This is a genomic window from Mesorhizobium sp. WSM2240 (genome assembly GCF_040438645.1).
In the GTDB taxonomy this organism is placed as follows: Bacteria; Pseudomonadota; Alphaproteobacteria; order Rhizobiales; family Rhizobiaceae; genus Allomesorhizobium.
Genome location: NZ_CP159253.1, coordinates 1,936,597 through 1,961,845, shown reverse-complemented (window position 1 = coordinate 1,961,845; position 25,249 = coordinate 1,936,597). Strand labels below are relative to the sequence as shown.

Genomic DNA, 25,249 nt, shown 5'->3' with positions numbered 1-25,249 from the left:
GCGGCTAACGGCAGGATATTCCGTTCAGGCACGAACTCCGCAGCCTGCCTCCGCGGACCGAAGGTTAGGATGCTTCAAAACACCGGAGCCTCGTCCATGCCCGCGCCGCTCATGAACATTGAGTCCAGCCCGTCCTTGCCCCGGGAGGTCGACGTCGTCGTCATCGGCGGCGGTGTGGTGGGAGTGTTTACGGCATATTATCTGGCGCGCCGCGGCGTCAGCGTCGCCCTGCTTGAGAAAGGACGCGTGGCCGCCGAACAGTCCAGCCGCAATTGGGGATGGTGCCGCCAGCAAAACCGCGACGCACGCGAATTGCCCATGGCAACAAAGAGCCTCGATCTCTGGGAGAAGGTGGCAGAGCAGACGGGCGAGGACACCGGCTTCCGCCGCTGTGGGCTGCTTTATCTCTCTGAGGACGACAACGAAGTGGCAGGGTGGGCAAAGTGGCGCGACTTTGCCCGGACGGTCGGCGTCACAACGCACGTGTTGAGCGCGGAGGAGGCGACGGAACGAGGCAGGGCGACCGGTCGGAAATGGAAAGGCGGCGTGTTCTCCCCGACGGACGGAACCGCCGATCCTTCCAAGGCCGTGCCAGTTGTCGCGTGCGGCATCATGGCGGCGGGCGGAACTGTACACCAGCACTGCGCGGCCCGCGGTCTGGAACTGAGCGCCGGCCGGGTGAGCGCTGTGGTGACCGAAGCAGGCGCCATCCGCACGAAGACCGTGGTCATGGCCGGAGGCGCGTGGGCATCATCGTTTTGTAACCAGCTCGGCATTCGTTTTCCGCAGGCTTCCGTGCGCCAGTCGATTCTCGCCGTGGCGCCCGGAGCTAACGGCGTGCCGGATGCCCTGCATACCGCGCGCGCCTCGCTGACGCGGCGCGGCAACGGCGGATACACGCTGGCCATCAGCGGGCGAGCGCGCGTCGACCCGACGCCGCAGCAATTCAGGTTCGGCCGGGAGTTCGTGCCCATGTTCGCGCGCCGCTGGCGGAGCCTGACGCCGGGCGGGTTGGAGGGCTGGCGGCAGTGTCATGAAACGCTTGCCAAATGGTCGCCTGGTGAGGTGACACCCATGGAACGGACCCGGATACTCGATCCGCGGCCGGACTTGGGTCAGATCAGTCTCACCTATCGGCGCGCCTGCGAGCTGATCCCCGAGTTCCGCCGCGTCACTATTGCCGATGTCTGGGCGGGCTATATCGACAGCACCCCCGACGGAATTCCCGCCATCGGTGAAGTGGAGGGGATTCCTGGCTTCATCTTGGCGGCAGGATTCAGCGGTCACGGCTTCGGAATTGGCCCGGGCGCCGGACATATGATTGCAGACATCATCACAGGCAGCGAGCCGATCGTCGATCCGCGTCCATACCTGCCAGAGCGTCTGAAGACGGCTGCGTGGGGCAAGGTCGCGGAATTCTGATCAGAGCCTGGGGCGGCCGCACTCTTGGCGCGAAACGCAGGTGTCGGTTCCCGCTTGCCAGATGGGACAAGATATTGGTCGATGCTATGATAAGCGCATGACTCCAAAGCTTCAGAGCCCGATCCGATCAGCGCCAGCTAGCTCAACGCGGGTTTGTTGCCGGCCCTCTCAAGTAATGACGGACGCTGTCCGCGGGGCCATCCGCAGATCTTGGTTTGATGGGGTCTCTTCATGAAGCTCGACAATATCGACATCAGGATCCTGTCCGAATTGCAGAAGAACGGCCGCATATCCAACGTGGAGCTCGCTGACCTGGTGCATCTGTCACCGAGCCCCTGCCTGATGCGGGTCAAGAAGCTTCAGGCGGAGGGCTTCATCACCGGTTATTCAGCGCAGATCGATGTCTCCAAGCTTGGGCAAACGCTAACCGTCTTCACTGAGATCACGCTCAGGAACCATCGGCAGAACGACTTCGCACGGTTTCTTGCGACGGTCGAAAAGATCGATTCCGTTATCGAATGCCATCTCGTTTCGGGCGGCTACGACTATCTCGTGAAGTTCATCACGGCGGGAATTACGGAGTACCAGACGATCATGGAGCGCCTGATCGAAATGGATATCGGCATCGACAAGTACTTCAGCTTTGTCGTGCTGAAGTCCCCCATCGTGAAGTCTCACCTTCCGCTCGACGCCATATTCGACCAATGAGGAAGAGGCTGCCCCGCCCATGCGCGGCGGCAGCCCCGCCAGTCATCTTGTCATCGCCGCCCGCACGTCCTTGTCTTCGAGCGTCTGGTCGAGCGTCAATCGGGTGCGTTCGATGATCCCGTCGATCTCCTCATCCGTGCAGCAGAGAGGCGGCGCATAGCCCAGGACGCCATTGGCGAAGGCGCGGATGACAAGGCCGTTGTTCCATGCGCGGTCGAAGATGCGGCGCGCAGGGTCGGCCTCCGGCGGCAAGGGCGTCTTGCGCTCTTTGTCGGTCACCAGTTCGACCGCGGCCAGCATGCCGCGACCGCGTACGTCGCCGACCAGCGGGTGATCGGCCAGCGAATGAAGACCTTCCATAAGGCGCTTCCCGGCTCTCCGACCGTTGTCCAGCAAGCCCTCTTCGTAGAGGCGCAGGCATTCGAGGCCGACCGCCGCGCTCACGGGATGTGCGGAATAGGTGTACCCATGGCCGACGAGTGCCTTGCCGGCCCCGTCCGCGATCGTGTTGTAGACGTGGTCGGACATGAAGACTGCTCCCATCGGCACGTAGCCGGAGGTCAATCCCTTCGCGGTCGTCATAAGATCGGGAACCACATCGTCCTCCTCGCAGGCGAATAGCGGACCGGTGCGGCCGAAGCCGGTGATGACCTCGTCGGCGACGAACAGGACGCCATTTTCCGTGCAGACCGCGCGCATGGCCTTCAGCCAGCCCGCCGGCGGAACGAGCACGCCGCCCGAGCCCTGGATCGGCTCCACACAGAAGGCGGCCACGCGGTCCGCCCCGATTTCCGCGATCTTACCCCGCAGGGCGGCGACCGAAGCGTCAATGATGGCCTGCGGTTCGGAGCCGGCAGGATTGCGGTAGGCATAGTGCGAGGGGATTTTGTGCTGCCAGTCGTAAGGTACCCCGAAACCTGCATGGAACAGCGGAATTGCCGTCAGGCCGGACCCCGTAGTCGATGATCCGTGGTAGCCATATTCGACCGAGATGAACTGGTCCTTCTGCGGCGTCCCCTTAGCGTGGTAGTAGTAGCGGATGAAGCGGATCGTGCTGTCCACCGCGTCGGAGCCGCCGAGAGTGAAATAGATGTGGTTCAGGTCGCCGGGCGCCAGTTCCGCCAGCCTGGCCGCCAGCCGAATGGCCGGTTCGGAGCCCAGACCGAAATAACCGGTTGCATAAGGAAGCTCGCGCAGCTGCTTGGCAGCAGCCTCGACGATGCTGTCCTGCCCGTATCCGGCATTGACGCACCACAGACCGGCGAACCCGTCGAGCAGGTTGTGTCCCGCGGCATCGGTGACAGTCGCGCCCCTGCCGGATTTCAGCACCCGCACGCCCATCGCCTCATGGCTGCGATAGGACGCAACCGGGTGAACCAGATGCGCGCGATCAAGTTCGATCAGCGAATTCGCAAGCATTTCTTCCTCCAGATAAACCGAGTGCCTGAGGTGCATAGGCTAAACCGCGGAAGGCAGCAGTTCGTCCCGACCGCCGTCCATGCGCAACGCGTTTTCGCTATCCATCGCCGCCCGCGCCGCATCTTCTGCCGAAGCATGGCCCACAAGCCCGCCCCGCCAAAGCCGGAGGGGGACGGCTGGCGCAACTCTCTGCCAAAGCAGCGATGGAATACAAAACGATCTGCTTCGGATCGCATGAAATGCGGCGATTAGTCTTCCCAGCGGCTGACTATGGTGCTTGCGGTACAGGCACGCTGTGCCGAGAGGATTAGGAGGATGGTCGCTATGACCAAGTTCAGACCGAAATATATCACCTTCGACTGCTACGGCACGCTGACCAATTTCGACATGGCCGGTGCCGCGAAGCGCGTCTACGGCTCCCAACTGTCCGCGGTTGCAATGACGCAGTTCATCAAGGATTTCGCAGCCTATCGCCTGGACGAGGTGCTAGGTGCCTGGAAGCCCTACGCCGAGGTCGTGCACAATGCCATCGAGCGTACGTGCAAGCGCCACAGTGTCGCATTCCGCCCGGAGGATGCCCAGCGGATCTATGAAGAAGTACCGACATGGGGCCCGCATCCGGATGTGCCGGCTGGCTTGGCCAAGGTCGCTAAGGAGATCCCGCTGGTGATCCTGTCGAACGCGATGAAGAGCCAGATCCCGTCAAATGTCGAGAAACTCGGCGCGCCCTTCCACATGGTCATCACGGCGGAGGAGACCGGCGCCTACAAGCCACAGATGAAGGGCTTCGAATACATGCTCGACAAGCTGGGCTGCGGGCCGGAGGATATCACCCACGTCTCCTCCTCGTTCCGCTACGACCTGATGACCGCCTACGACCTCGGCATCAAGAGCAAGGTCTGGATCAATCGCGGCCATGAGCCGGCTAACCCGTTCTACGAATACACCGAGGTCAAGGATATCGGCGGGCTCGCCGCCGCCGTCGGCCTGGAGCAGGTCCGGAAGATCGCTTGAGGCCGGCCATCCTCCCGCTGCATCGGGGCATCTGAAGCATCGAATGAGAAAGGGGCGGTTCGACCGCCCCTTTCTCATTGCTAGTCCGCGCTGTTCGCGCCGGCAAAGCCTCTAGTGCAGTCCGCCGACGTGCAGCGCCTTCACCTCGAGATACTCCTCGATCCCGAGCTGCGATCCTTCGCGTCCGAGCCCCGACTGCTTCACGCCACCGAATGGTGCGACTTCGGTGGAGATCAGGCCAGTGTTGAGCCCGACCATTCCGAACTCCAGCGCCTCGGCAACGCGCCAGGACCGCTTGAGATTCTCCGTGAAGAAATAGGCGGCGAGACCAAAGGGCGTGCCGTTGGCGATCGCGATGGCTTCCTCCTCGGTTTCGAAGCGGAAAAGCGGCGCTACCGGTCCGAACGTCTCTTCCGACGCCAGCAGCATTTCGGTCGTCGCCTCGCCGAGCAGAATGGGACGGGCGTATTGCCGGCCCTCCGGCACCGTATCCCTCTGGGCGATAATCCTTGCGCCTTTCTCAAGGGCATCGGCGATGTGCCGCTCGATCTTCTCGATGGCGGCACCGTTGATCATCGGCCCGATGGCAACACCTTCATCCGTTCCGGAGCCGACCTTCATCTTGGCAACTCGGTCGGCGAGCTTCGCGGCAAACGCCTCGTAGACTCCTGCCTGCACGAGAATGCGGTTGGCGCAGACGCAGGTCTGGCCGCCATTGCGGAATTTCGAGTTTATCGCGCCTTCCACGGCGAGATCGAGATCGGCGTCGTCGAAGACGATGAAGGGCGCGTTGCCGCCGAGTTCGAGGCTCAGCCGCTTGATGCTATCGGCGGCGCCCTTCATCAGAAGCGCGCCGACCCGCGTGGAACCGGTGAAGGAGATCTTGCGCACCGTCTCGTTGGCCATCAGCTCCTTGCCGATGTCTGCCGGCATGCCGGTGACGATGTTGATCACGCCTGCCGGAATGCCCGCGCGCTCCGCCAGAACGCCGAGCGCCAGCGCTGAGAACGGCGTGAATTCCGATGGCTTGATGACAACTGTGCAGCCGGCGGCCAGCGCCGGAGCCACCTTGCGGGTGATCATCGCGTTCGGGAAATTCCACGGGGTGATGATGGCGCACACGCCGACGGCTTCCTTCAGCACGACAATGCGGCGATCGGAAGTAGGCGACGGAATGGTCGATCCGCCAATGCGGCGCGCCTCTTCCGCGAACCATTTCACGAAGGAGGCGCCATAGCGGATTTCCGCGAGCGCCTCGGCAAGCGGTTTGCCCTGTTCCAATGTCAGGAGGAGCGCCAGATCCTCTGCGTTCTCCAGCATCAGGTCGTGCCAGCGCTCGAGAAGAGCGGCACGCTCGGCGTGGGTCTTTTTCTTCCAGCTTTTGAATGCTTCTGCCGCGGCGTCGATTGCGGCCCTGGTTTCGCCGCCGCCCATATCGGGAACGGCGCCAAGAACGGTCAGGCTGGCAGGATTGATGACATCGACGACAGCCTTCGTATCCGCATCCCGCCAGATGCCGCCAATCAGCGCCTGCTGCCGCAACAGGTCAGCATCGTTAAAGACGCCAATCTTCGTTATTGCATTCATCAGCCTCTCCCCTTTTCAGCTCAATGCCGCAAGCACGGCTTGCGTGATTGTCTCTGTCCTGTCCTTGCCCGCGATCGTGCCTATTCCCCGTGCGGTTACGGACGCGATCGCCGACATCACTTCGGCTGCAGCATGCCCCTCGCCCAGATGCTCGAGCATCATCGCGCCGGACCAGATCGCGGCGATTGGATTGGCGATACCGAGATGTGCGATGTCGGGCGCCGAACCGTGGACCGGCTCGAACATCGAAGGCGCGCTACGATCGGGATTGATGTTGGCCGAGGCGGCGTAACCCAGCCCGCCCTGGATGGCTGCTCCGATATCCGTGAGGATGTCGCCGAACAGATTCGAGGCGACGACCACGTCGAGGCTATCCGGCGCCAGGACCATCCGCGCGGCCATGGCGTCGATGTGGTAAGGCGAGACCTCCACATCGGGATAGTCCCTCGCCACCTCGCGCGTGACCTCGTCCCAGAACACCATGGAGTGTTTCTGTGCATTGGATTTCGTGACCGATGCGAGCTTCTTGCGGCGCGCCTGCGCCTGTTCGAAACCGAACCTGAGAATCCGTTCGACGCCCGGACGCGTGAAGATTGCCGTCTCGATCGCTACCTCGTTGTCCGTGCCGGAATGAACACGCCCACCGGCGCCGGAATATTCGCCTTCCGTGTTCTCGCGGATGCAAAGGATGTCGAAGCCCTCCGAGCGGAGGGGGCCTTCGACTCCCGGCAACAACCTGTGCGGCCTTATGTTGGCATATTGCGTGAAGGTTTTCCGGATCGGCAGCAGCAGTCCATGAAGCGATACCGAATCCGGCACTTCCGCTGGCCAGCCTACAGCGCCGAGGAGGATCGCGTCGAATTTCCGCAGTGTCTCGATGCCGTCCGGCGGCATCATTGCGCCGGTTTCCAAATAGTAGGCACAGGACCACGGGAAGTTCGTGCCGTCGAGGGCGAAACCGCCTCGCCGTGCCGCCGCCAGCAGCACCTGCCATGCCGCGTCAGTCACGTCCTTGCCGACACCGTCGCCGGGAATGAGCGCTATGGAGTAGGTTTTCATGGACGGCACCTTGAGGACGATGAGCACGCTTCTCGATTGCGAGGGGCGAGACAGGCCTCGCGACCGGGAGCCTTGCCGATCCCGGAATGCTTATATCCGCCGGTCGGAAGGCTTCGTCGCAACAATAGGGGACCGCGCGCCGCATTTTTCGTCGAGGATGAGCCGCCTGACTGCGTAGAATTGCGTCAGACGGCCCTTTGGAAGTCGATCATTCCGCAGTCGCGGCGCGCTCTATGCGGCCGGACCACTGGCGTTGGGTTCAGTCATTAACGACGACGTAGATCTTGCGCACGGTCTCGATCGTGCGCCAGACGCCGACAAAGCCGGGCTTCATGACGAAACTGTCGCCGGCGCGGTAGGTCTTGGTCTCTCCGCCCTTCTCCTCGATTTCGATCACGCCCGAAAGGATGTGGCAGAACTCGTAGGTGGTGCCCTTGATCGAATGCGTCTCGCCGGGCGTCGCTTCCCAGACGCCGCTGAGAACCTTCTCGCCTTTCGAGGCATCCTGCGGCCAGCTCTTGAAGGATGGAGCGCCGGAAATGAGCCGCTCCGGCAACGGCAATGACTCCTTGGGAGCGAAGGAAGGATTCGTGTCGATCGTGATCAGAAGTGACATGTGAGGGTTCCTGTTAGTAGCCAAGTGTCCGATCGACGAGGCCGATCAGTTCTTCCCCGGCGCGGTGGCGCCGGATGTTTTCGACGACCGATTGCGCCGCCGTATGCGGCTGGGTCACGGACGCGATGTGCGGGGTGATTATCACCTTGGGATGCGACCACAGCGGATGGTTCTCCGGCAGCGGCTCCGGATCGGTGACGTCGAGCATCGCCGCCGCAAGTCGGTCGCTGTCGAGCGCTTCGACCAACGCGGTCTGGTCGAGTTGCGAACCGCGGCCGACATGCAGCAGACGCGCCCTGGCGGGCAGCAGGGCGAAGAGCTGCGCATTTAGAATGCCGCGTGTTTGGTCAGTCAGCGGCAGCAGGCAGACAAGAATGTCCGTCTGCTTCAGAAAGTGGGGCAACTGATCCGCGCCGTGAAAGCAGGTGACGCCGTCGATCTGCTTTTGGCTACGGCTCCACCCGGCCAGCGGAAACTGGAGCGGCTTCAGGCGCTCGATCGCCGCCTGTGCCAACATGCCGAGCCCCAGAAAGCCAACTCGGCACTCATGGGCCTGGCGCGCGGGAATGCCCCTCCAGACGTGCCTTCTCTGCTGGTCGAGGTAGGCAGGCAGGTCGCGGTAAAGCGCCAGCACGCCGAGAGCGACGTATTCCTGCATCATGCGGATGATGCCGTCCTCGACCATGCGAACCAACTTCACATGGCCGGGCACGATATCCGCCTTGAACTGATCGACGCCCGCTCCGATGGAAAACAGCACTTCAAGATTGCTGTACCGCGAGATGTCGTCCGGCACCGTCCAGGTGATGAGATAGCGGACCTTCTCGGGCTCCACGCGGTGGCCGGACTGGAAGAATTCGAGGTCCGGCAGCTCCCGCGCGAAGACCTCGCGAAAGACAGAACTGCGGGCTGCATCGGAATTGAAGAGAAACGCCATCGAAACCGCCCTTCTGTCACGCCGCAAGTCGTGCGCCGAGGTCCTCGATCATCTTTCGGCATGCCGCGAGCTCGCCGAGTTCGATGTATTCGTTCGGACGATGGGCGCGGCCGATCTCGCCAGGACCGCAAATGATCGCGTCAATGCCGGCCTGCTGGTAAAGCCCGGCTTCAGTTCCATAGCTGACTGCCGTGAGCAGCTTCTCCCCCGTGAGCTCGGCCAGAACGGCAACCAGTCCGCTCTCCTCGACGGGCGCAAGGGCGGGATAGGCGCTCATCTCGTGCCAGGCCACCTCGAAGCCGCTGTCGCGCAGTGCGAAAAGCCGGGCCTTCACCGGCTCGAGCAGGGAGGAGGGAGAAACGCCCGGGACGGCACGCACTTCGATATCGGCAGTGCAGCGGTCGGGGATGATATTGACGGCTTGTCCGCCAGCTATCACGCCCACTTGCAGGGAAGAATATGGGGGCTCGAAATTGCCATCGAGCGGCCCGTCGGCGAGAGACTGGCCATAGCCCACCGCGTAGGTGATGACCCCGGCCATGGCTTGGATGGCATTGAGGCCGAGATCGGGGCGCGACGAATGGCCGGATCTTCCGATAACCTCCAGCCGCGTGGCCATCTTCCCTTTGTGCGCCAGCACAGGCCGCATCCGGCTCGGCTCGCCGATAATCGCGCCGAGCGGCGGCTCGCATAGGGTAGGCAACGCAGCCAAGAGATGCGGCACGCCGCGGCAGCCCGCCTCTTCATCATAGGAGAAGGCCAGATGGATGGGATGCCGCAGGCTCATCGCCGCAAGTTCTGGGAGCGCGGCCAATGCGCAGGCAAGAAAGCCCTTCATATCGGTGGCGCCGCGGCCGTAAAGCCTGTCGCCGTCGCGGCGCAGAACGAAGGGATCGGAGCTCCATTCCGGCTCGCCCGCCGGCACGACGTCCATGTGGCCGGAGATGATGTAACCCCTGCCCTCACTCGGGCCGATTGTGGCAAAGAGGTTGGACCGGTCGCCCTCGGGGCCGGGGAGAACCGTTACGTCGGCTCCGGCTGCTCGACAGTAGTTGCTGATCCAATCTACAATCGCGCCGTTTGGCGTGCCCACAACAGAGGGAAATGCAATCAGCCTCGCGAGAATCTCTTCCACGTTCATGACGGCTACTTCTGCTTGCAACTCGGCGGACGCCACCAGTGTAACTACCGGCAGGAGTGTTCCCTGCCGAATCGCGCCGTGCTTCGGCCGAAGATTGCGAAAAAGCGTCTCGAACCAGCGGAACCTGCTGGCCTTCCGATGTAAAGTTGCGGCAAAAGAGGACTGTCACAAACATGGCAATCGGCGGCAGGATCAACACCGCTTGCGCGCAACCCCGGGTGCATCGGTTGAAGGAGCGGATCGACTGACATGCAGAGATCAGTGCGCCTGAAATCCTTCGAACTGTTTGCGCGGGACATCAACGATGTCGACGTCGAGCTACTGCATGCGCTGTCGATCTCGGTTCGCTGGCCGCATCGGCCGAAGGACTGGGACCTGCTGCGTCGCGCCGGCCACGGCATTGTTGCCGTTGACGGTATTGGGCGCGTGTTCGGAAGCGCGATGTGGTTTCCTCACGGTGACGACTTTGCCACCATCGGACTGGTGATCACGACACCCCGCGCTCAGGCGCAGGGCGGTGGCCGATGGCTCATGGATCAGATCCTCGAGCGATGTGGAGATCGCAATCTCGCGCTGAACGCCACCCATGCCGCCTATCCTCTTTATGTTTCGCTCGGCTTCACGAGCGAGGCGATCGTTTACATGCGCCAGGGAGAGGCCCCACAAACCCTCCCGGCAATGTCGGCTCTGGACGGGGAACTGAGTGACTTGCCCAGCGACAGGCTCGGCGAGATTACCGCGCTGGACGAGCGCGCATTCGGGACAGATCGTGCGAGGCTACTTGCGTTACTCGCAGCGGATGCCTCGATAGCCACTCTGAGCCGTGGCGGCGAGATCGTTGGCTATTCCATGTGTCGCGAGTTCGGGCGCGGCTTTGTGATTGGGCCCACAGTAGCCCGAAACGACCAGGACGCGGTGCATCTCACAGCCGTCCATCTGAAAAAGCTGGCAGGCCGATTCACGCGCGTCGATACGCGCGAGAGGGATGGCGTGTTTGCCGAGTTTCTTCAGCAGAGCGGCCTCGGCATTGCCGAAACCGTGACGACAATGTCCAAAGGCCGCCGGTTCCTGAACCGGGAAGACAATGGACCATGGGTTTATGGATTGGCCGGCCACGCGTTGAGCTGAGTGCAAGTTCATGTCCGCCGCCTCAAGCGGCGTTAGGCGGTTGCGGTCATGCGGCCGGAACTGCTGCCGCTCCTGATCTCTCCGGCATCCGCGACGCGGTTCCCGCTGCCGACATAATAACCGTCCGACGCCCCATCCGCCACGCCATCCACAATAACATGGCCGATGCCGCGGGAGCACGGCTCGATGCGCGCATTGACGCGATAAACATCCCGCAGCAGATCGGATGTGATGACCTCCGGCGATGACCCGCAGGCGACCAGTCGGCCGTCCGCGATGACCATGGTCTGATCACTAAAGCGCAGGGTGTGATTGAGGTCGTGCAGGGCGATCAGCACGACCATGCCTCGTATCCGGGCAAGTTCCCGCATGAGGCCGAGCACTTCCACCTGCCGCGACAGATCGAGTGCTGATGTTGGCTCGTCCATCAACAGGATCTCCGGCTCCCGCACCAGCGTCTGTGCCAGGCTGGCGAGTTGCCGCTGGCCGCCGGAAAGCTCGCCGATGTTCCGGAAGGCGATATCGGAGATGCCGAGCGCGGCAAGGGTCTCGTCTATGCGAGCCAGATCGTCGTCGCCTACAGACCAGCCCATTCCCTGCTTACGGGCGAGCAACACTGACTCATAGACGGTGAGCACCGCGTTGGCGGATGTGTCCTGCGGCATGTAGCAGATGCCGTTCTTCCCTCGGGACGCGCCTTCGACATGCACGGCTCCCGGTCCGTGCAGAAGGCCGGCGATGCGCCGGAAGAGCGTCGACTTGCCGGCGGCGTTCGGACCGATCACGGCCACGATGTCCCCGCCCTTGAACGCAGGCGTCGTCACATCCCGAAGCCGGAGGCTCTTGCCGTAGCGCGCGCCGAGCGCCTCGAGCCGGATCGTCACCATGAGCGCCTCGTGCTGGACAGGATGAGTGAGATGAAGAACGGGATGCCGATGAGCGAGGTGACGATGCCAATCGGGAAGACGGTGCCCGGGATGAGCGCCTTGCTGACGACCGAACTGGCTGACAGGATGAGCGCACCCGACAAGGCCGAGGCCGGCAGGAAGAAACGCTGGTCCTCGCCGATGACCATCCGAGCAATGTGCGGGCCGACAAGGCCAATAAAACCTATGGTGCCGACAAAGGCGACGGGAATGGCGGCGAGAAGACTCACCAGAATCAGCGTCTCGAGCCGCAGGCGGCCAACCTTGACGCCGAAGCTGGCCGCCTTGTCCTCACCAAGCCGCAGCGCGGTTAGCGCCCAGGCGCGCCGCGCCAAGATGGGGAGGACCGCGAGGAGAATAAATGTGGTGACTGCAAGCTTGGGCCAGGTGGCCTTGGTGAGGCTGCCCATGGTCCAGAAGACGACCGCCGCCAGCGCTTCCGCCGACGCGAAAAACTGGACCAGCGCGAGCAGTGCATTGAAGGTGAAGACCAGCGCGATGCCGAGCAGAACGATGGTTTCCACGTTGACGCCACGCTTGACGCTCAGCATGTGAATGAGGAACGCGGCGAGCATCGCCATGACGAAGGCGTTGACCGGCACGACATATCCGACCGCGGCGGGGATAAGCCTTACTCCGAAGGCCAGGGCAAGTGCTGCGCCGAAACTCGCGGCGGCTGATATGCCGAGCGTGAAGGGGCTCGCCAGCGGATTGTTGAGGATCGTTTGCATCTGCGCGCCAGCCACGGCGAGCGACGCCCCAACGACGATGGCCATCAACGCCACCGGCATGCGGATTTCCCAGAGCACGACGCGCACCTGCTGCGGCACCGTCTCGGGAACAAGAAGCGCCCGCACGACCTCACCGAGTCCGTAGCGGGCAGGACCAATCGCAAGGTCGACGCAGAGGCTGAAGAGCAAGGCGACGGCGAGGCCAAAGAGAATGAGCTGCCGCCGCCAGACGAGGGCGCGGTAACGCCCTTGTCCCTCGGTGCGGCCGATTGTGGCGCCGACGGCCCTCGTATCAGTCGACATCGGTCAGCGAGACCCAGTGGCCGGGCCTGTAGGCGACGGGCAGGAAGCGCTCATGCAACTCCCTGAAGGTCGAATCTGAGTCGAGGTCGGCGAAGAGTTCCGGATGCAGCCACTTCGCCATCTGCTGGATCGCGACGAACTGATAGGGGCTGTTGTAGAACTGATGCCAGATGGCGTGGACCTGGTTGTTCTCGACGGCCTTCACGCCTGTCAGCGCCGGCCGCTCAGTGAGCGCCTTCAGCTTACGCAGCGCCTCGTCCTCGTCGCGGCCGGGGCCAACGCCGACCCAAGCGCCGCCCGGCACATAGGCTTCCCACCAGCCGCCGGTGACGATGATCTGATCCGGGTTCGAGGCGATAATCTGTTCGGGATTGAGCGTGCCGAATGTGCCGGGAATGATGTTCTTGGCGATGTTGTCGCCACCCGCCATCTCGACGAACTTGCCGAAATTGTCGTCGCCGAAGCTCATGCAGCAATCTTCCGAGTATCCGCCGGCGCGCTCGATGAAGACCTTGGGCCTCTCAGGATTGGCCTTCTCGATGATGTCGGTAACGCGCGCGATCTCGGCGGCCCGCCAGGCGATGAACTCCTCGGCGCGCTCCTCCTTGCCGAACAGGTTGCCGAACAGACGCATGCTGGGTTCCGTGTTGGTGAAGGGGCGCTCCCGGAAATCGACATAGACCAACGGAATGCCGGCGGCGGCGAGCTTCTCAATGTATTTGGCGTCTTCGGTGGCCTGCTTCGATTCGATGTTCATCAGGATGACGTCGGGCTTAAGCGAGACCGCCTGCTCGACGTCGAAGGTGCCGTCCTTGAAACCGCCGAAAGTGGGGATTTTCGCCACCCCGGGGAATTTTTCGAGATAGGCAGCGTAATTGTCCGGATCCGCTTGGCTGAAGTCCTCGCGCCAGCCGACAATGCGCTTGAACGGATCCTCGGTGTCGAGCGCCGCGACGAGATAGACTTGCCGGCCTTCACCCAGGATTACCCTCTCGACCGGGACGTTCACCTCGACCTGGCGGCCCGTGATGTCAGTCACTGTGACCATTTCGGCCCTTGCGGCCAGCGTCATCAACAGGCCGACGATGGCGGCCGCCATCGTAACTGCTGCCAACCTTCGGAAATTCATCGCGCCCTCTCTTGAAGTGGATTGCCAGAGGCGGCTTATAAAAGATGACTTCACCTATCAAGAAATATCTTTTAGAGCCGTTCCAAACTGGAACGGCAACAAGGGTTCGAAATGGCGGGCGAAACCAACTATTCGCTGCGGGACGAAATACGCGACTATTGGTCGGCGCGTGCCGAGACCTTCGACCTCTCGGTGGGACATGAAATCTTCTCCCAGCGGGAGCGCACGGCGTGGCACGGGCTGATTCTCAGGCATCTGGGTCCCGGTGAGGGGCGACGAGCGCTGGACCTCGCCTGCGGTACGGGCGTCGTCTCCCATCTCATGCACGATCTGGGCTATGCCGTCACGGGGCTCGACTGGTCTGAGGCCATGCTTTCCAAAGCGCGTGCGAAGGCAGCGCAGAGGGAGAGCGATATCCGATTCCTGCTCGGCGACGCGGAGCGTACGCTCGAAGAAAAGAAAAGCTACGACGTCCTCGTCACCCGTCATCTAGTCTGGACGTTGGTCGATCCACAAGCGGCGTTCGCCGAATGGTTCGCGCTGCTCAAGCCCGGCGGTCGGCTGCTGATCGTCGACGGTGATTTCGTCACCGAAACTTGGGCGGCCCGTCTCCGCACCGCCCTTGGAAAGATCACTGGCCGCCAGACAATCGAGCCGTCCGGCGGACTGGACCAGGCGATGGCAGAGCGTCATCGCAACATCCTTTCACGGCTCCACTTTTCGCGCGGCGCCAAAGCAGACAAGGTCTGCGCGCATCTCGTGGAGGCGGGCTTCGAGGCGCCTGTGACAGACACCAGGCTCGGCGCGATTCATCGCGCGCAGGCGCGGCACATGGGGTTCTTCAAGGCGCTGGAACGCTCGACGCAGCATCGCTACGCGATCCGCGCGACCAAGCCGGCGCGAGCTTTCAGGTCTCGTCTCTAACCATGAAACGTCGAAGTTGCGGCGTCTTCGCAACGTTGCGAGGACATCGAAAACATCGATCGATCTCGCTGTCTGTCTTAATCCTGACAGCAGTCCTTCCGCTCGCTCCCAGTCCGTATGAGACCGCCCAGCGCTACATCACCGGCGGCAACCGGGGGAAACAATCCGAGAAATAGCCAGCACGACACCGGCCCCCAAACCTACGGGCCAAGACATCGCCAACAAGACGCCTAACCCGGTCGCTGCCGATTTGCCGCCTGTAAAATTCAACCAGATCGAACGGCGGCGACGCGGCGCTGCTCGATGGCGGAGGCTGCTAGATCATAGCCGCGTCTGCCCCAGTTGCAGCGCCGAAAGCGTTGGGAAAGAGCAGGTCGACGTCGAGCGTAGGTCGACGGAACTGGTATGCTCAGCGCTAACGAACCCGGCGGCTCCCTCCTTTGGCGGCGCCAAATCAGCAAGCGAGATCGCGGTCAGCATGACCGCTCCTATGCCAATGCTCATCAGAAACTGCATTGGGACGTGGCTGACCGCCGACAAGCGGTCGGACACATAAGGCGGTCGCTCAGAATCGGGCAAATGACGCATTTTTTAGACTCCACTTCATACCGCTGGACCATAAGCCGCGCTTGTCGCAGGAGTTTGCCATCCAGGGGTGAAGTTGTATCCGTCTGTCTCGACCGCCGTTTTTTGGCCGGCTGTTTGCTGGCAGCGGGAGTCTGCGGCAAACCGTCACCAACCGTTTCCGCGGCCGCCGACCACTCGGCTATCATTCCCTTGAGCCAGCAAGGAGCGATCGGGCGTCACGGCCGCACGGCCGGCGCTTCGATCGGCAGTCCGCGCGCCCGCTCCATCAGGTAAAGCTCCAGGTCGACGAATTCGGCCGAGCCGAAGGCGAACGGCTCCGCCCTCACCCCGATCATGCAGTTGCGCAGCCGCCGCTGAAGCGTGCCGACCGCCTGCCACTCCAGCCGGTAGAGCGGGTAGCCGTTCGGATGTGCCTGCGGAATGACGGCGCCGCCCAGCCGCTTGCCCCAGTTGTCGTCGTGGCAGGAAGCGCAGGAGAGGTCGATCTGGCCGATGCGAGCCTGGAACAGGCGCCGTCCATTGTCGCGAAACGGGGTGAGCCGCGGGTCGGCTGCCGGCGTCACCGGCATGCCGCGCGACTGGTGCGCGACGTAGGTGGTGAGAGCCAGCAGCTCGTCCGACTCCGACGCCAGTGGCTCGCCCTGTTGCCTTGAGGCACGGCAGGAATTGATGCGTCCGGCAAGGTCGATCGGCCTCCCTGTCGCCTCGTCGAAGGCGGGGTAGCGGGCGGCGACGCCGCGCATCGACTGAGCCGCATCCCCATGACAGCGGGAGCAGGCAATGCTCACTCGGCCGTCAGCCTGTCGCCAGAGCTGCTCGCCCTGCAGCACCCACAGCATGCCTGGATTGGCTATGTCGTCGGCCTGCAGCGCCTGTGTCTCCGGCGTCATGAAGTCGAAGCCGGATCGCCTGTCCCCATCTTCGATTTCGGCAGCGGCGACCACGCTGCAGATCAAGGCAGCGGCCATACCCGCAAAGCCCCGCAGGGCGCGCATCAACTCACCGCGATCTCGGCCGACGCAGTCTGCGTCTCGCCGGCGTCGTCCGTCCAGGCGAAGGTAATGGTGCCGCTCGTCGTGGCGACAAGCGTGAAGGCGATAAAGGGATTCGCCGACACCGCCGGAAAGAGCTCAGCGGAAAACACCTCCTCGCCGTCATAGGCGCAGATAAAGCGGCGGATGATGTCGCGCGGGATGTTTGCGCCGTTCGTGCCCATGCGGTAGCCGGTTTCCATCGGATGGGCGATCATCGCCCTGACCTGGACGATCTCGCCGCGCCTGGCCGTCTCCGGCACGTTAATGAGTGCACGCGCCATCACGAAAGATCCTCGATGCAGGCGGCCAGCGTGACGATGGCGCTCGCCCGGCTGGACCAGAAGCTGCCGTCGCTCATCTCGGCGACGGCGACGACGACCTGCGAGGTCGCCAGCCGGATGCGCGTCGAGACTTCTGCGCGCCCGGAGCGCGGGCCGAGACGGAAGACGGCGACACTCGCCTCCGGGTTCTTCTCGTTGAAGACGCCGATGCGCCGCACATGGTCGGCCGCGGTCATCGGGCTTTGGGCGGTGACCGTGATCCCGACGGCATTGCCGTTCTCGACCAGCGGCGGCAGCTCCAGCCGGACGCGGCCTTCCAGCACCTCGGCTCCGCCGGTGAAAGTGTTGATAGCCTCTTCGAGACTCGGCCGGGCGAGCGCCCGCCGCGGCAGGCTGAGCACCACAAGGCCGGCAATGCCGGCTGCCAGCACCTGCCGCCGTCGAACAGGAAACGAGAGACCGTGACTTCGGCGTAGATCGTGCATCCTCACCCCTTCAGCGTCGCCAGATAGGCGACGATGTCCTCGATCTCTGTGCCCGACAGGATCGGCTTGCCGCGCCAGCCGGCGGCGACGCGCTGGCCCTCCTCGTCGGCGATCCGGTAGTAGGACGGCATGATCGTGTTCGGTACCAGCCGCTTCATGTCGACGACGCGCAACCGTATCTGGCCTTCGGAGAGCCGCGCGCCTACGCCCGCGAAGTTGGGCGCCAGCGTGCCGTGCAGATGCGGGTCGGGGAACGGGCCGCTGTGGCAGAGCGTGCAGAGACTGCGTTGCCGGTCGGTGATCAGCGCGGCTCCACGCGCCGGTTCGCCCTTTGCGCCGGTGAGCGGCTGAAGAATCCCGTCGCCGGTCACCACATAGGGTCCCGCTTCCTCGCCGACAGAGTGCGAGGCTGCGAGCATCGTGATCGCCAGAGCAAGACCTGCCATCCTGCTCATCCGAACACTTCGCTGGTGATCGTCCGGAACCAGTCCTCGGCATAGGCGGCTTCGAGCTCACGGACTTCTTTGGCCGCGTCGAGCGGGCTGGTGCCGCCGGCGCCCTCGACTTCAGCAAGCAAGCCGTCGCGTGGCTGGTAGACGCCGGCGATCGAGATGCCGTAGTCCGGCGCCACCAGACTGTAGCAGGTGTTGATGAGCTTCGGCTGGGTCGGCTCCCGCTCGCGCAGGAGGGCCGCGACCGCCGCCGCGCAGGCTTTCGCCTGGGCGTTGGCGCTGAAGGCCGATTTAGGCATCGCCCCCCCGATCGCCGCGTCGCCGATGACATGGATGCCGGGCCGGAGCTGCGACTCGAAGGTGACCGGATCGATCGGGCACCAGCCCGTCTGATCGGCGACGCCGGCGACCTGCGCGATCGCGCCCGCCCGCTGCGGCGGGATGACGCTGGCGACATCGGCCTTGTGGCTGCCGAACTCGGTCACGAACGTCCTGGTCGCCGCATCGACTTCCGTCACCTGGCCGCCCGCGGACAGCGGCACCCATTCGATCAGGCCGGGGTAAAGCTCCTGCCACGCCGCCTCGAAAAGCCGCTGCTTGGAGAAGGCGTCCTTGGCATCGAGGATGATCAGCTTGGAGCGCGGCTTGCTGGTTTTGAGGTAGTGCGCGATCAGGCTCGCCCGCTCATACGGCCCGGGCGGGCAGCGGAACGGATTGGCCGGCGCCGAAAGGATGACGGTCCCGCCGTCCTGTATCGCCGCGAGCTGGTCGCGCAGAAGCAGCGTCTGCGGCCCTGCCTTCCAGGCATGCGGCATGATCTCCGCGGCGGCCGCGTCATAGCCGGGTAGCGCGTCGAAGTTGAGCTCGATGCCGGGCGCCAGCACCAGCCGGGCATAGTCGATGTTCGTGCCATCATTCAGACGAACGCGGCCGCGCTCAGCATCCACTGCGACTGCGCGCTTGCGGATGAGTCCGACGTCGCCAAGTCCGTCATAGCCGAACGTCTGCGCTTCGATGCCGCGCAGTCCGGCAAGGACGGTATTGCTGAATGGGCAGGCGACATAGGCCGCCTCCGGTTCGACCAGTGTCACTGCCAGGTCCCGGTCCATCTGCTTCAGTGCACGGGCGCAGCTCGCCCCCGCAAAGCCGCCGCCGATCACGACCACGCGGGGTCGGGCCTGTGCGCGCAGCTGCGGCAAGGGGAACGCGGCCGCAGCGACGCTGGCCGCAGCGACGCCGAGGACAGCTCTACGGCTCGGCATGGCGTGCTGCCTCCGGTTGGGCGAGCCATTCGGCGATGGCGCGCGTTTCTTCGTCGGAAAATCCTTTTGCGATGCGGCCCATCACCGTAGCGTCGCGCTGGCCGGTCCGGAACGCTTGCATCTGGTCAACGATGTCGGCCGCCGCATGAGCGTCGAGCGACGGTATCGCCGTATCGAGAGCCGCCGGCCCGTGGCAACCGGTGCAGGCCGTCGCGCCGGGCGGCGCACCGGCAAAAGCCGGTGCGCTCGCCGCGACCGCCGCAAGCAGGACCGGCGCGGAAAATCGTCCGCGCCTGCCCTTCGTGAGATCACACCAGCTCATGGTTCTTCAGCGGCAGCGTGCGGATGCGTTTTCCGGTGGCCGCGAAGATGGCGTTGAGGACTGCCGGTGCCGCCACCGCGATGGTCGGCTCGCCGACGCCACCCCAAAAACCGCCGGACGGCATAATGATCGTCTCCACCGCCGGCATGTCGGCCATGCGCACAACCTCGTAGCTGTCAAAATTCTCCTGCTCCATGCGGCCGCCATTGACCGTGCATTCGCCGTAGAGGCAGGCGGAGAGGCCGTAGACAAAGGAGCCTTCGACCTGCCGTTCAATTTGCGCAGGGTTGACGATATGACCGGGGTCGGTGGCGGCAATTATACGGTGGATTTTCAGTTGTCCGTCGGTGACCGATACCTCGGCCGCCGCCGCGACATAGCTGCCGAAGCCCATGATCTGCGCCAGGCCGCGATGGATGCCGGCCGCCGGCGGCGTGTCCCAGCCGATCCGCTCCGCCACTGCCTCCAGCACGGCGAGGTGCTTGGGATTGTTCGCCATCAGCTTGCGGCGGAAAGCGAGCGGGTCCAGGCCTGCGGCATGGGCGAGCTCGTCCATGAAACATTCCATGTAGACGGCGTTCTGATTGAGATTGACGCCGCGCCAGAAACCCGGCGGGATCGGCGGATTGCGCATAGCGTGGTCGATCAAAAGGTTGTCCACCGTATAGCCCAGCGTGCCTTCCGTTCCGCTGAGGACAAGGCCCTGGAAGACCACCGGATCCATGCCCCCCTGCATGCCTTCCGGCCGCACCGACGCCAGGATCGACTGGCCGGATATGCGCATGTGCAGGGCGGTCAGATTGCCGTCCGCGTCGAGCGCGCCGGTCAGCTTGCATTGCGTCGTCGGATGGTAGGCGCCGTGCAGCATGTCCTCCTCGCGCGACCATATGAGCTTGACCGGCGTACCCGGCATCTGCCTGGCGATGCCGACGGCCTGGCGCACATAGTCCTGGAAATTGCCGCGCCGGCCAAAACCGCCGCCGAGATGGATCTTGTGCACCTCGCATTGCTGCACCGGCAGGCCTGCGGCCTCGGCAGCCGCGGCCAGGCTCGCCTCGCCGTTCTGTGTCGGCACCCACACCTCGCAGCGATCCGGCGTGTAGAGCGCCGTGGCGTTCATCGGCTCCATCGTGGCGTGGTTCTGGTAGGGGAAGGCGTAGGTCGCCGTCACCGTGCGGGCCGCCGACGACAGCGCCGCGCGGGCGTCGCCAGCCTCGGCCCCGATGAAGGCGTCGGAGGCATCGAGTCCTTCCGAGAGCATTGCGGCGATGGAAGCGCTCGTCACTTCCCGGTTGGGACCCTCGTCCCAGGTTACTGGAAGCGCGTCGAGCGCGGTCTTCGCCTGCCACCATGTGTCGGCGACCACGGCGACGGCCGTCTCGTCGACCTGGACGATGTTTCGAACACCGGGCATGTCGGCAACCGCGGCGGCGTCGAATCCCGCAACCTTGCCGCCGAAATACGGGCAGGCGCGGACCACCGCATTAAGCATGCCGGGCAGCTTCAGGTCGATGCCGTAGACCTGGGAGCCATTGAGCTTGTCGGCCGTATCGAGCCGGGGCAGCGGCTTGCCCGCGATGGTCCAGTCCTTCGGATCCTTGAGCTGGACGTTGGCCGGAGGCGTCATCTGGGCGGCAGCCGCCGCCAGCTGACCGTAGCTGGCCGCACGATCCGACGCGGCATGCGTGACCATGCCCATGTTCGCCGCGCATTCGCTGGCCGGCACGCCCCATTCGGCGGCAGCGGCCGCTATCAGCATCTCGCGGGCGGTCGCGCCGCCCATGCGCACATATTCATGCGATTCGCGGATGCCGCGGCTGCCGCCTGTGGAGAAATTACCCCAAACGCGGTCACGGGCGAGATTTTGGGCCGGCGACGGATATTCAGTCGTGACCTTCGACCAGTCGCAGTTCAGCTCCTCGGCTACGAGCTGCGCCAGGCCAGTCAGCGTCCCTTGCCCCATCTCGGAGCGGGCGATGCGGATCACCACCGTATCGTCGGGCCGGATCACCACCCAGGCGTTGACCTCGGGCGTGGTCTCGGCACCCTGCGCGAGCGCGGATTTGAGGAAAGGCACATTGAAGCCGAGCGACAGGGCGCCGGCGGTGGAGGCCGCGCTGACGATGAAACTGCGGCGCGAAATGACGATTGTCGCGTTCATGACCATCCTCCTCAACCGCGCTGTGTGGCTTCGCCGCCATTGGCGGCCAGCTTGATGGCGGCGCGCACCCGGTTGTAGGTGCCGCACCGGCAGATGTTGGTGATCTCGGCGTTGATGTCCTCGTCGGACGGATTCGGGTTCTGTGACAGCAGGCCCGCCGCCGCCATGATCATGCCGGCTTGGCAATAGCCGCATTGCGGCACGTCGAGCGCCAGCCAGGCCTGCTGGACCGGATGCGAACTGTCCGGCGAAAGCCCCTCGATCGTGGTGATTTGCTGGCTCACCTCTACCGCGCTCACCGGAAGCACGCAGGAGCGCGTGGCAACGCCGTCTATGTGGACGGTGCAGGCACCGCAGGCGGCCACGCCGCAACCGTACTTCGTCCCGGTAAGCCCGATCTGCTCGCGGATCACCCACAGCAGCGGCGTATCCGGATCGACATCGACATCCCGTGAGGTTCCGTTGATGGTCAGTCTGGCCATTTGCGTTCCTTTCGATCAAGGCTGGTGGGGGAATCAACCGACCAGGCCGCGCGGCGTGGCAGGGCGGCAGGGGGAAGTTCCAGCTAGCGACCCGGCCAAGCTAGGTGGAAGCTGTCGCAGAACCTTGTCCCGGTCACCGGCAGTTCATCGCAAGCTGTCGCAGGCAGAAGCGGCTGATACATTTCGTTACATTTCTCACGCTTTGTTGAAGTGCCGCGAGATTGCCGTCATGGCGCGGAAGGTGAACATCCGTAGACGCCGACTGGATATCGTCGGTGCTGGCCGACTATTCGGCGGGCCTGGAGCATTGCATGGAAGCGGCACAGCACATCGCGGTCGTCGACGACCACAGGGACATTCGCGATCTGGTGGGGAAGTACCTCACCCAGCAGGGCTATCGCGTCAGCGTCGCCGACAGCACGGCGGCGCTCAAGCGGCTGCTCGACCGCAGCCTGCCAGACCTCATCGTGCTCGACATCATGATGCCGGGCGAGGACGGATTGGCCGCCTGTCGGCATGTGCGCGGCACCGGCGACATTCCGATCATCTTTCTGACCGCAATGGCCGAAGAGATCGACCGTATCGTAGGCTTGGAGATCGGAGCCGACGATTACCTAACCAAGCCCTTCAACCCGCGCGAGTTGCTGGCGCGCATCAAGGCCGTCCTCAGGCGGGTGAACAGCCTGCCGCCACAGCGCGGCCGGCTGAAGTCGAGCGCACTGCGCTTCGATCGGTGGACGCTGAACGTCGGTCGCCGTGAGCTTGTCGGCCTCGATGGCGTAGCGGTTGCGCTGAGTACGGCCGAGTTCCGCCTGCTGACCGCCTTCATCGAGCATGTCGGCATCGTGCTCAGCCGCGACCAACTGCTCGATCTCACCGCCGGGCGCACCGCCGACGGCTTCGACCGCGCAATCGACAACCAGGTGAGCCGGCTGCGCAAGAAGATCGAGGCCGATTCGCGCAATCCGGTGCTGATCAAGACGCACTGGGGCGGCGGCTATTGCTTTACGGCCGAGGTGGGCCAGGCATGATGCTCATATGGAGACGCAGCCTGGCGGCCCGCTTCCTTATGCTGGTACTGCTCGCGCTCGCCCTTTCGCAGGCGATCACCTTCCTGATCTCATGGGGAGAACGCGGCCAGGCTTTGCATGCGGCGGCAAAAGGCGAATTCGTGAGCCGCACCTCCTCGCTCGCCCTTTTGCTCGAGACGACGCCGCCGTCCCTTCGGCCCGACATACTGGACGTGAGCGGCACGGCCTACACGCGCTTCTGGACGTCCAGCGACGGACCGAGCGATCCCCTCGCCTGGCAGAAGGAAGCATTCGCCCAGCTCGCCAAGCCCCTGCCCGGCATCGCCGCCAAATATGCCCGTTACATGAACGGACAGGCTTCGACCGGGGTCGAGACCGCCGACCCCTCGGTGCCGCCGCGCATGCTGGATCTTTCGCAAAATGGCGCGCCGTTTTCGCGGCCGGCCAAGTTCCTCTATATGGATGCGGCTCCCAATGGCATGGGCTTGTCCGTCCGCCTCGAGGACGGCACCTGGCTGAACGCCGCCTTCGCCAAGGCAATGCCGAACACCTTCTGGACGTCGCAGTCCGCGATATCGCTGGCGCTAACCGCAGTCATCCTTTCCGCCATCGCCATCTTCGGCGCGCGGGCGATCGCCCGACCGTTGCGCCGCCTTGCCAACGCCGCCGAGCTGTTCGGCCGCGGTGAGACCGTGCCGCGGCTGCCGGAATCCGGGCCGGACGATATCCGCCGGACCGCCGAGGCGTTCAACCGCATGCAGGAGCGCCTGCAGCGCTTTGTCGAGGACCGTACGCGCATGCTGGCGGCGATCAGCCACGATTTGCGCACGCCGCTGACATCGCTCAGGCTGCGCGCCGAGTTCGTCCAGGATCACGATCTTCAGGAAAAGATGCTGAAGACCATCGAGGAGATCCAGACGATGACCGAAGCCGCGCTCGCCTACGCGCGGGAGGACGCCACGGTCGAGGCGACGCGGACGGTTGATCTTTCCGCACTAGTCGGCAGCCTGTGCGACGACCTCGCCGAGCTCGGCCAGAACGTCACCGTGATGGACGAGCCCAAGGTGCTCTATCGCTGCCGCCCGGACTCCCTGCGCCGGGCCATCCGAAATCTTGTCGAGAACGCCGTCCGCTACGGCGAGCGCGCGACCGTGAGCGTGATCAGGAAGCCCGACAGCCTGGACATCATGGTGGAGGACTCAGGGCCGGGCATTCCGCCCGCCGATATGGAGCAGGTCTTTGCCCCCTTCTTCCGCCTGGAGCAGTCGCGCAATCGCGAGACCGGGGGCGTTGGGCTCGGCTTGTCGATCGCCCGGGCGATTGCCCGTCATCACGGCGGCGACATCGTGCTCGAGAACCTGAACGGGGGCCTGCGCGCCGTCATCAGGCTGCCGCTGATCGATATGGCAAGGCACATTGCACCAGCGCCGGCCCCCGAAGCCTCGAAGCCCGCGGGTCTGAGATCGTTGCCGGTCTGATCCACGACCCGCTGAGCCGGGCGCAGCCGTGCCGCCTGCACCCGAAAGCCGCATTTGTCGAACCGAACGGAGCCGCCGACTTTTTACAGCCTCCCCCGTGTGTCCTGCTCTCCGCGCGACGCTCGCCAGAGTGGCGGCGCCTGCCACACGATGGACCCTAGCCAGAACCGAGCCGGCCCGCATTTGTCCGGCATCGTCGGCCGCACCGCTGGCAGCGTTGACGGCGCGCGCTATTCGGCCGCGATGCGGAATCCAGGCATCGTCCGGGACGTTCAGTCGCTCGGCGCCTTCCTTGCCGCGCCCCGCCAGACGGTGCCCGGCACGTCGATGACAGTCCCAAATGCAGGACAGCGGACGGCCATCATCATCTATCTGGAAGGCACCGGCGCCCAATAGCTGCTCGCCCGAACTCCACCAACGCGGATCGGATGTCAATTCCGACCGCGCCTCCAGCTGGAATCCTGCTCTGCAGCGTGTGAATGACGCCGTTTCGACAGGGGACAACTGCCGCTTCGCCTGCGCGCAGCTTCGAAGCTCGGGTCCTCACCGAACATTTGAGCGCGACGACCAGCGCTCATGACCCCTAAGCCGACGTTCCTCAGCCGACGTGCCTTCCCGACAGCTGACAT

At 64.1% G+C, this 25,249-nt stretch carries 24 protein-coding genes and 2 pseudogenes; 8 read left to right on the top strand and 18 right to left on the bottom strand.

Annotated features, from left to right (window positions below; translation table 11 throughout):
* The first annotated feature begins 96 nt into the window (after positions 1-96).
* A complete protein-coding gene (locus ABVK50_RS09395) occupies positions 97-1,422 on the top strand; it encodes an FAD-binding oxidoreductase (protein WP_353641812.1) in 1,326 nt (441 codons plus the stop codon).
* Between the two features lie 231 nt (positions 1,423-1,653).
* On the top strand, positions 1,654-2,130 hold the full coding sequence (locus ABVK50_RS09390) for an Lrp/AsnC family transcriptional regulator (RefSeq protein ID WP_353641813.1): 477 nt from the start codon (positions 1,654-1,656) through the stop codon (positions 2,128-2,130).
* Positions 2,131-2,172: 42 nt separating this feature from the next.
* Here ABVK50_RS09390 and ABVK50_RS09385 read toward each other — a convergent pair whose 3' ends face one another.
* Positions 2,173-3,549, bottom strand: coding sequence for an aspartate aminotransferase family protein (locus ABVK50_RS09385; RefSeq protein ID WP_353641814.1), 1,377 nt, complete (start codon positions 3,547-3,549; stop codon positions 2,173-2,175).
* Between the two features lie 324 nt (positions 3,550-3,873).
* Here ABVK50_RS09385 and ABVK50_RS09380 point away from each other — a divergent pair, with 324 nt between their 5' ends.
* On the top strand, positions 3,874-4,563 hold the full coding sequence (locus tag ABVK50_RS09380) for a haloacid dehalogenase type II (protein ID WP_353641815.1): 690 nt from the start codon (positions 3,874-3,876) through the stop codon (positions 4,561-4,563).
* Positions 4,564-4,674: 111 nt separating this feature from the next.
* Here ABVK50_RS09380 and ABVK50_RS09375 read toward each other — a convergent pair whose 3' ends face one another.
* The 5 genes from ABVK50_RS09375 to argE form a co-directional block, all read right to left on the bottom strand.
* Positions 4,675-6,150: an NAD-dependent succinate-semialdehyde dehydrogenase gene (locus ABVK50_RS09375; RefSeq protein WP_353641816.1), complete on the bottom strand. Its 1,476-nt coding sequence runs from the start codon at positions 6,148-6,150 to the stop codon at positions 4,675-4,677.
* Positions 6,151-6,165: 15 nt separating this feature from the next.
* Complete coding sequence (locus ABVK50_RS09370) at positions 6,166-7,209, bottom strand: tartrate dehydrogenase (protein WP_353641817.1); 1,044 nt, start codon at positions 7,207-7,209, stop codon at positions 6,166-6,168.
* A gap of 259 nt (positions 7,210-7,468) precedes the next feature.
* Positions 7,469-7,825 (bottom strand): cupin domain-containing protein, encoded by a 357-nt coding sequence (locus tag ABVK50_RS09365; protein ID WP_353641818.1) that lies wholly within the window; start codon positions 7,823-7,825, stop codon positions 7,469-7,471.
* Between the two features lie 13 nt (positions 7,826-7,838).
* Positions 7,839-8,762, bottom strand: coding sequence for a glyoxylate/hydroxypyruvate reductase A (locus tag ABVK50_RS09360; protein ID WP_353641819.1), 924 nt, complete (start codon positions 8,760-8,762; stop codon positions 7,839-7,841).
* 16 nt (positions 8,763-8,778) lie between these two features.
* Entirely contained in the window at positions 8,779-9,903 is a 1,125-nt protein-coding gene (gene argE, locus ABVK50_RS09355) for an acetylornithine deacetylase (RefSeq protein WP_353641820.1), read from the bottom strand.
* A 249-nt stretch (positions 9,904-10,152) separates the two neighbouring features.
* On the opposite strand from argE, the gene ABVK50_RS09350 reads away from it, so the two are divergent.
* Positions 10,153-11,031: a GNAT family N-acetyltransferase gene (locus ABVK50_RS09350; RefSeq protein WP_353641821.1), complete on the top strand. Its 879-nt coding sequence runs from the start codon at positions 10,153-10,155 to the stop codon at positions 11,029-11,031.
* Positions 11,032-11,168: 137 nt separating this feature from the next.
* Here ABVK50_RS09350 and ABVK50_RS09345 read toward each other — a convergent pair.
* The 3 genes and pseudogenes from ABVK50_RS09345 to ABVK50_RS09335 form a co-directional block, all read right to left on the bottom strand.
* Positions 11,169-11,918, bottom strand: a pseudogene (locus ABVK50_RS09345) (ABC transporter ATP-binding protein); the annotation flags it as partial.
* Entirely contained in the window at positions 11,912-12,991 is a 1,080-nt protein-coding gene (locus ABVK50_RS09340) for an iron ABC transporter permease (RefSeq protein WP_353641822.1), read from the bottom strand. The pseudogene ABVK50_RS09345 and the gene ABVK50_RS09340, both read right to left, overlap by 7 nt.
* Positions 12,981-14,120: an ABC transporter substrate-binding protein gene (locus ABVK50_RS09335; protein WP_353641823.1), complete on the bottom strand. Its 1,140-nt coding sequence runs from the start codon at positions 14,118-14,120 to the stop codon at positions 12,981-12,983. Before ABVK50_RS09335 ends, ABVK50_RS09340 begins: the two co-directional genes overlap by 11 nt.
* Positions 14,121-14,231: 111 nt before the next feature.
* On the opposite strand from ABVK50_RS09335, the gene ABVK50_RS09330 reads away from it, so the two are divergent.
* Complete coding sequence (locus ABVK50_RS09330) at positions 14,232-15,044, top strand: class I SAM-dependent methyltransferase (RefSeq protein ID WP_353641824.1); 813 nt, start codon at positions 14,232-14,234, stop codon at positions 15,042-15,044.
* A 156-nt stretch (positions 15,045-15,200) separates the two neighbouring features.
* Here ABVK50_RS09330 and ABVK50_RS09325 read toward each other — a convergent pair.
* The 9 genes and pseudogenes from ABVK50_RS09325 to ABVK50_RS09285 all read right to left on the bottom strand — a co-directional run.
* Positions 15,201-15,326, bottom strand: a pseudogene (locus ABVK50_RS09325) (glycerol-3-phosphate acyltransferase); the annotation flags it as partial.
* Between the two features lie 521 nt (positions 15,327-15,847).
* A complete protein-coding gene (gene soxA, locus ABVK50_RS09320; protein WP_353641825.1) occupies positions 15,848-16,627 on the bottom strand; it encodes a sulfur oxidation c-type cytochrome SoxA in 780 nt (259 codons plus the stop codon).
* Entirely contained in the window at positions 16,627-16,947 is a 321-nt protein-coding gene (gene soxZ / locus ABVK50_RS09315) for a thiosulfate oxidation carrier complex protein SoxZ (RefSeq protein ID WP_353641826.1), read from the bottom strand. The genes soxA and soxZ overlap by 1 nt, the downstream gene beginning before the upstream one ends.
* A complete protein-coding gene (locus ABVK50_RS09310; RefSeq protein ID WP_353641827.1) occupies positions 16,947-17,432 on the bottom strand; it encodes a SoxY-related AACIE arm protein in 486 nt (161 codons plus the stop codon). The genes soxZ and ABVK50_RS09310 overlap by 1 nt, the downstream gene beginning before the upstream one ends.
* A 2-nt stretch (positions 17,433-17,434) precedes the next feature.
* Positions 17,435-17,878 (bottom strand): sulfur oxidation c-type cytochrome SoxX, encoded by a 444-nt coding sequence (gene soxX, locus ABVK50_RS09305; protein ID WP_353647024.1) that lies wholly within the window; start codon positions 17,876-17,878, stop codon positions 17,435-17,437.
* A gap of 5 nt (positions 17,879-17,883) precedes the next feature.
* A complete protein-coding gene (locus ABVK50_RS09300; protein ID WP_353641829.1) occupies positions 17,884-19,146 on the bottom strand; it encodes an NAD(P)/FAD-dependent oxidoreductase in 1,263 nt (420 codons plus the stop codon).
* Positions 19,133-19,468, bottom strand: a complete 336-nt coding sequence (locus ABVK50_RS09295) for a c-type cytochrome (RefSeq protein WP_353641830.1) — start codon at positions 19,466-19,468, stop codon at positions 19,133-19,135. Before ABVK50_RS09295 ends, ABVK50_RS09300 begins: the two co-directional genes overlap by 14 nt.
* Entirely contained in the window at positions 19,455-21,635 is a 2,181-nt protein-coding gene (locus ABVK50_RS09290; RefSeq protein ID WP_353641831.1) for a molybdopterin cofactor-binding domain-containing protein, read from the bottom strand. The genes ABVK50_RS09295 and ABVK50_RS09290 overlap by 14 nt, the downstream gene beginning before the upstream one ends.
* Positions 21,636-21,640: 5 nt before the next feature.
* Complete coding sequence (locus ABVK50_RS09285; protein ID WP_353641832.1) at positions 21,641-22,111, bottom strand: (2Fe-2S)-binding protein; 471 nt, start codon at positions 22,109-22,111, stop codon at positions 21,641-21,643.
* Between the two features lie 311 nt (positions 22,112-22,422).
* Between ABVK50_RS09285 and ABVK50_RS09280 the strand changes: the two genes are divergently transcribed.
* The 3 genes from ABVK50_RS09280 (at position 22,423) to ABVK50_RS09270 (ending at position 25,016) form a co-directional block, all read left to right on the top strand.
* Complete coding sequence (locus ABVK50_RS09280) at positions 22,423-23,142, top strand: response regulator (RefSeq protein ID WP_353645971.1); 720 nt, start codon at positions 22,423-22,425, stop codon at positions 23,140-23,142.
* Positions 23,139-24,620: an ATP-binding protein gene (locus ABVK50_RS09275; RefSeq protein WP_353641833.1), complete on the top strand. Its 1,482-nt coding sequence runs from the start codon at positions 23,139-23,141 to the stop codon at positions 24,618-24,620. Before ABVK50_RS09280 ends, ABVK50_RS09275 begins: the two co-directional genes overlap by 4 nt.
* Positions 24,621-24,770: 150 nt before the next feature.
* Positions 24,771-25,016, top strand: coding sequence for a hypothetical protein (locus tag ABVK50_RS09270; protein WP_353641834.1), 246 nt, complete (start codon positions 24,771-24,773; stop codon positions 25,014-25,016).
* Positions 25,017-25,249 lie beyond the last annotated feature (233 nt).

Bases quoted from the DNA above. Each gene is read 5' to 3' on its own strand.
- ABVK50_RS09395 (WP_353641812.1), top strand. From the start codon at position 97: ATGCCCGCGCCGCTCATGAACATTGAGTCCAGCCCGTCCTTGCCCCGG.
- ABVK50_RS09390 (WP_353641813.1), top strand. From the start codon at position 1,654: ATGAAGCTCGACAATATCGACATCAGGATCCTGTCCGAATTGCAGAAG.
- ABVK50_RS09385 (WP_353641814.1), bottom strand. From the start codon at position 3,549: ATGCTTGCGAATTCGCTGATCGAACTTGATCGCGCGCATCTGGTTCAC.
- ABVK50_RS09380 (WP_353641815.1), top strand. From the start codon at position 3,874: ATGACCAAGTTCAGACCGAAATATATCACCTTCGACTGCTACGGCACG.
- ABVK50_RS09375 (WP_353641816.1), bottom strand. From the start codon at position 6,150: ATGAATGCAATAACGAAGATTGGCGTCTTTAACGATGCTGACCTGTTG.
- ABVK50_RS09370 (WP_353641817.1), bottom strand. From the start codon at position 7,209: ATGAAAACCTACTCCATAGCGCTCATTCCCGGCGACGGTGTCGGCAAG.
- ABVK50_RS09365 (WP_353641818.1), bottom strand. From the start codon at position 7,825: ATGTCACTTCTGATCACGATCGACACGAATCCTTCCTTCGCTCCCAAG.
- ABVK50_RS09360 (WP_353641819.1), bottom strand. From the start codon at position 8,762: ATGGCGTTTCTCTTCAATTCCGATGCAGCCCGCAGTTCTGTCTTTCGC.
- argE (WP_353641820.1), bottom strand. From the start codon at position 9,903: ATGAACGTGGAAGAGATTCTCGCGAGGCTGATTGCATTTCCCTCTGTT.
- ABVK50_RS09350 (WP_353641821.1), top strand. From the start codon at position 10,153: ATGCAGAGATCAGTGCGCCTGAAATCCTTCGAACTGTTTGCGCGGGAC.
- ABVK50_RS09340 (WP_353641822.1), bottom strand. From the start codon at position 12,991: ATGTCGACTGATACGAGGGCCGTCGGCGCCACAATCGGCCGCACCGAG.
- ABVK50_RS09335 (WP_353641823.1), bottom strand. From the start codon at position 14,120: ATGAATTTCCGAAGGTTGGCAGCAGTTACGATGGCGGCCGCCATCGTC.
- ABVK50_RS09330 (WP_353641824.1), top strand. From the start codon at position 14,232: ATGGCGGGCGAAACCAACTATTCGCTGCGGGACGAAATACGCGACTAT.
- soxA (WP_353641825.1), bottom strand. From the start codon at position 16,627: ATGCGCGCCCTGCGGGGCTTTGCGGGTATGGCCGCTGCCTTGATCTGC.
- soxZ (WP_353641826.1), bottom strand. From the start codon at position 16,947: ATGGCGCGTGCACTCATTAACGTGCCGGAGACGGCCAGGCGCGGCGAG.
- ABVK50_RS09310 (WP_353641827.1), bottom strand. From the start codon at position 17,432: ATGCACGATCTACGCCGAAGTCACGGTCTCTCGTTTCCTGTTCGACGG.
- soxX (WP_353647024.1), bottom strand. From the start codon at position 17,878: ATGGCAGGTCTTGCTCTGGCGATCACGATGCTCGCAGCCTCGCACTCT.
- ABVK50_RS09300 (WP_353641829.1), bottom strand. From the start codon at position 19,146: ATGCCGAGCCGTAGAGCTGTCCTCGGCGTCGCTGCGGCCAGCGTCGCT.
- ABVK50_RS09295 (WP_353641830.1), bottom strand. From the start codon at position 19,468: ATGAGCTGGTGTGATCTCACGAAGGGCAGGCGCGGACGATTTTCCGCG.
- ABVK50_RS09290 (WP_353641831.1), bottom strand. From the start codon at position 21,635: ATGGTCATGAACGCGACAATCGTCATTTCGCGCCGCAGTTTCATCGTC.
- ABVK50_RS09285 (WP_353641832.1), bottom strand. From the start codon at position 22,111: ATGGCCAGACTGACCATCAACGGAACCTCACGGGATGTCGATGTCGAT.
- ABVK50_RS09280 (WP_353645971.1), top strand. From the start codon at position 22,423: ATGGAAGCGGCACAGCACATCGCGGTCGTCGACGACCACAGGGACATT.
- ABVK50_RS09275 (WP_353641833.1), top strand. From the start codon at position 23,139: ATGATGCTCATATGGAGACGCAGCCTGGCGGCCCGCTTCCTTATGCTG.
- ABVK50_RS09270 (WP_353641834.1), top strand. From the start codon at position 24,771: ATGGACCCTAGCCAGAACCGAGCCGGCCCGCATTTGTCCGGCATCGTC.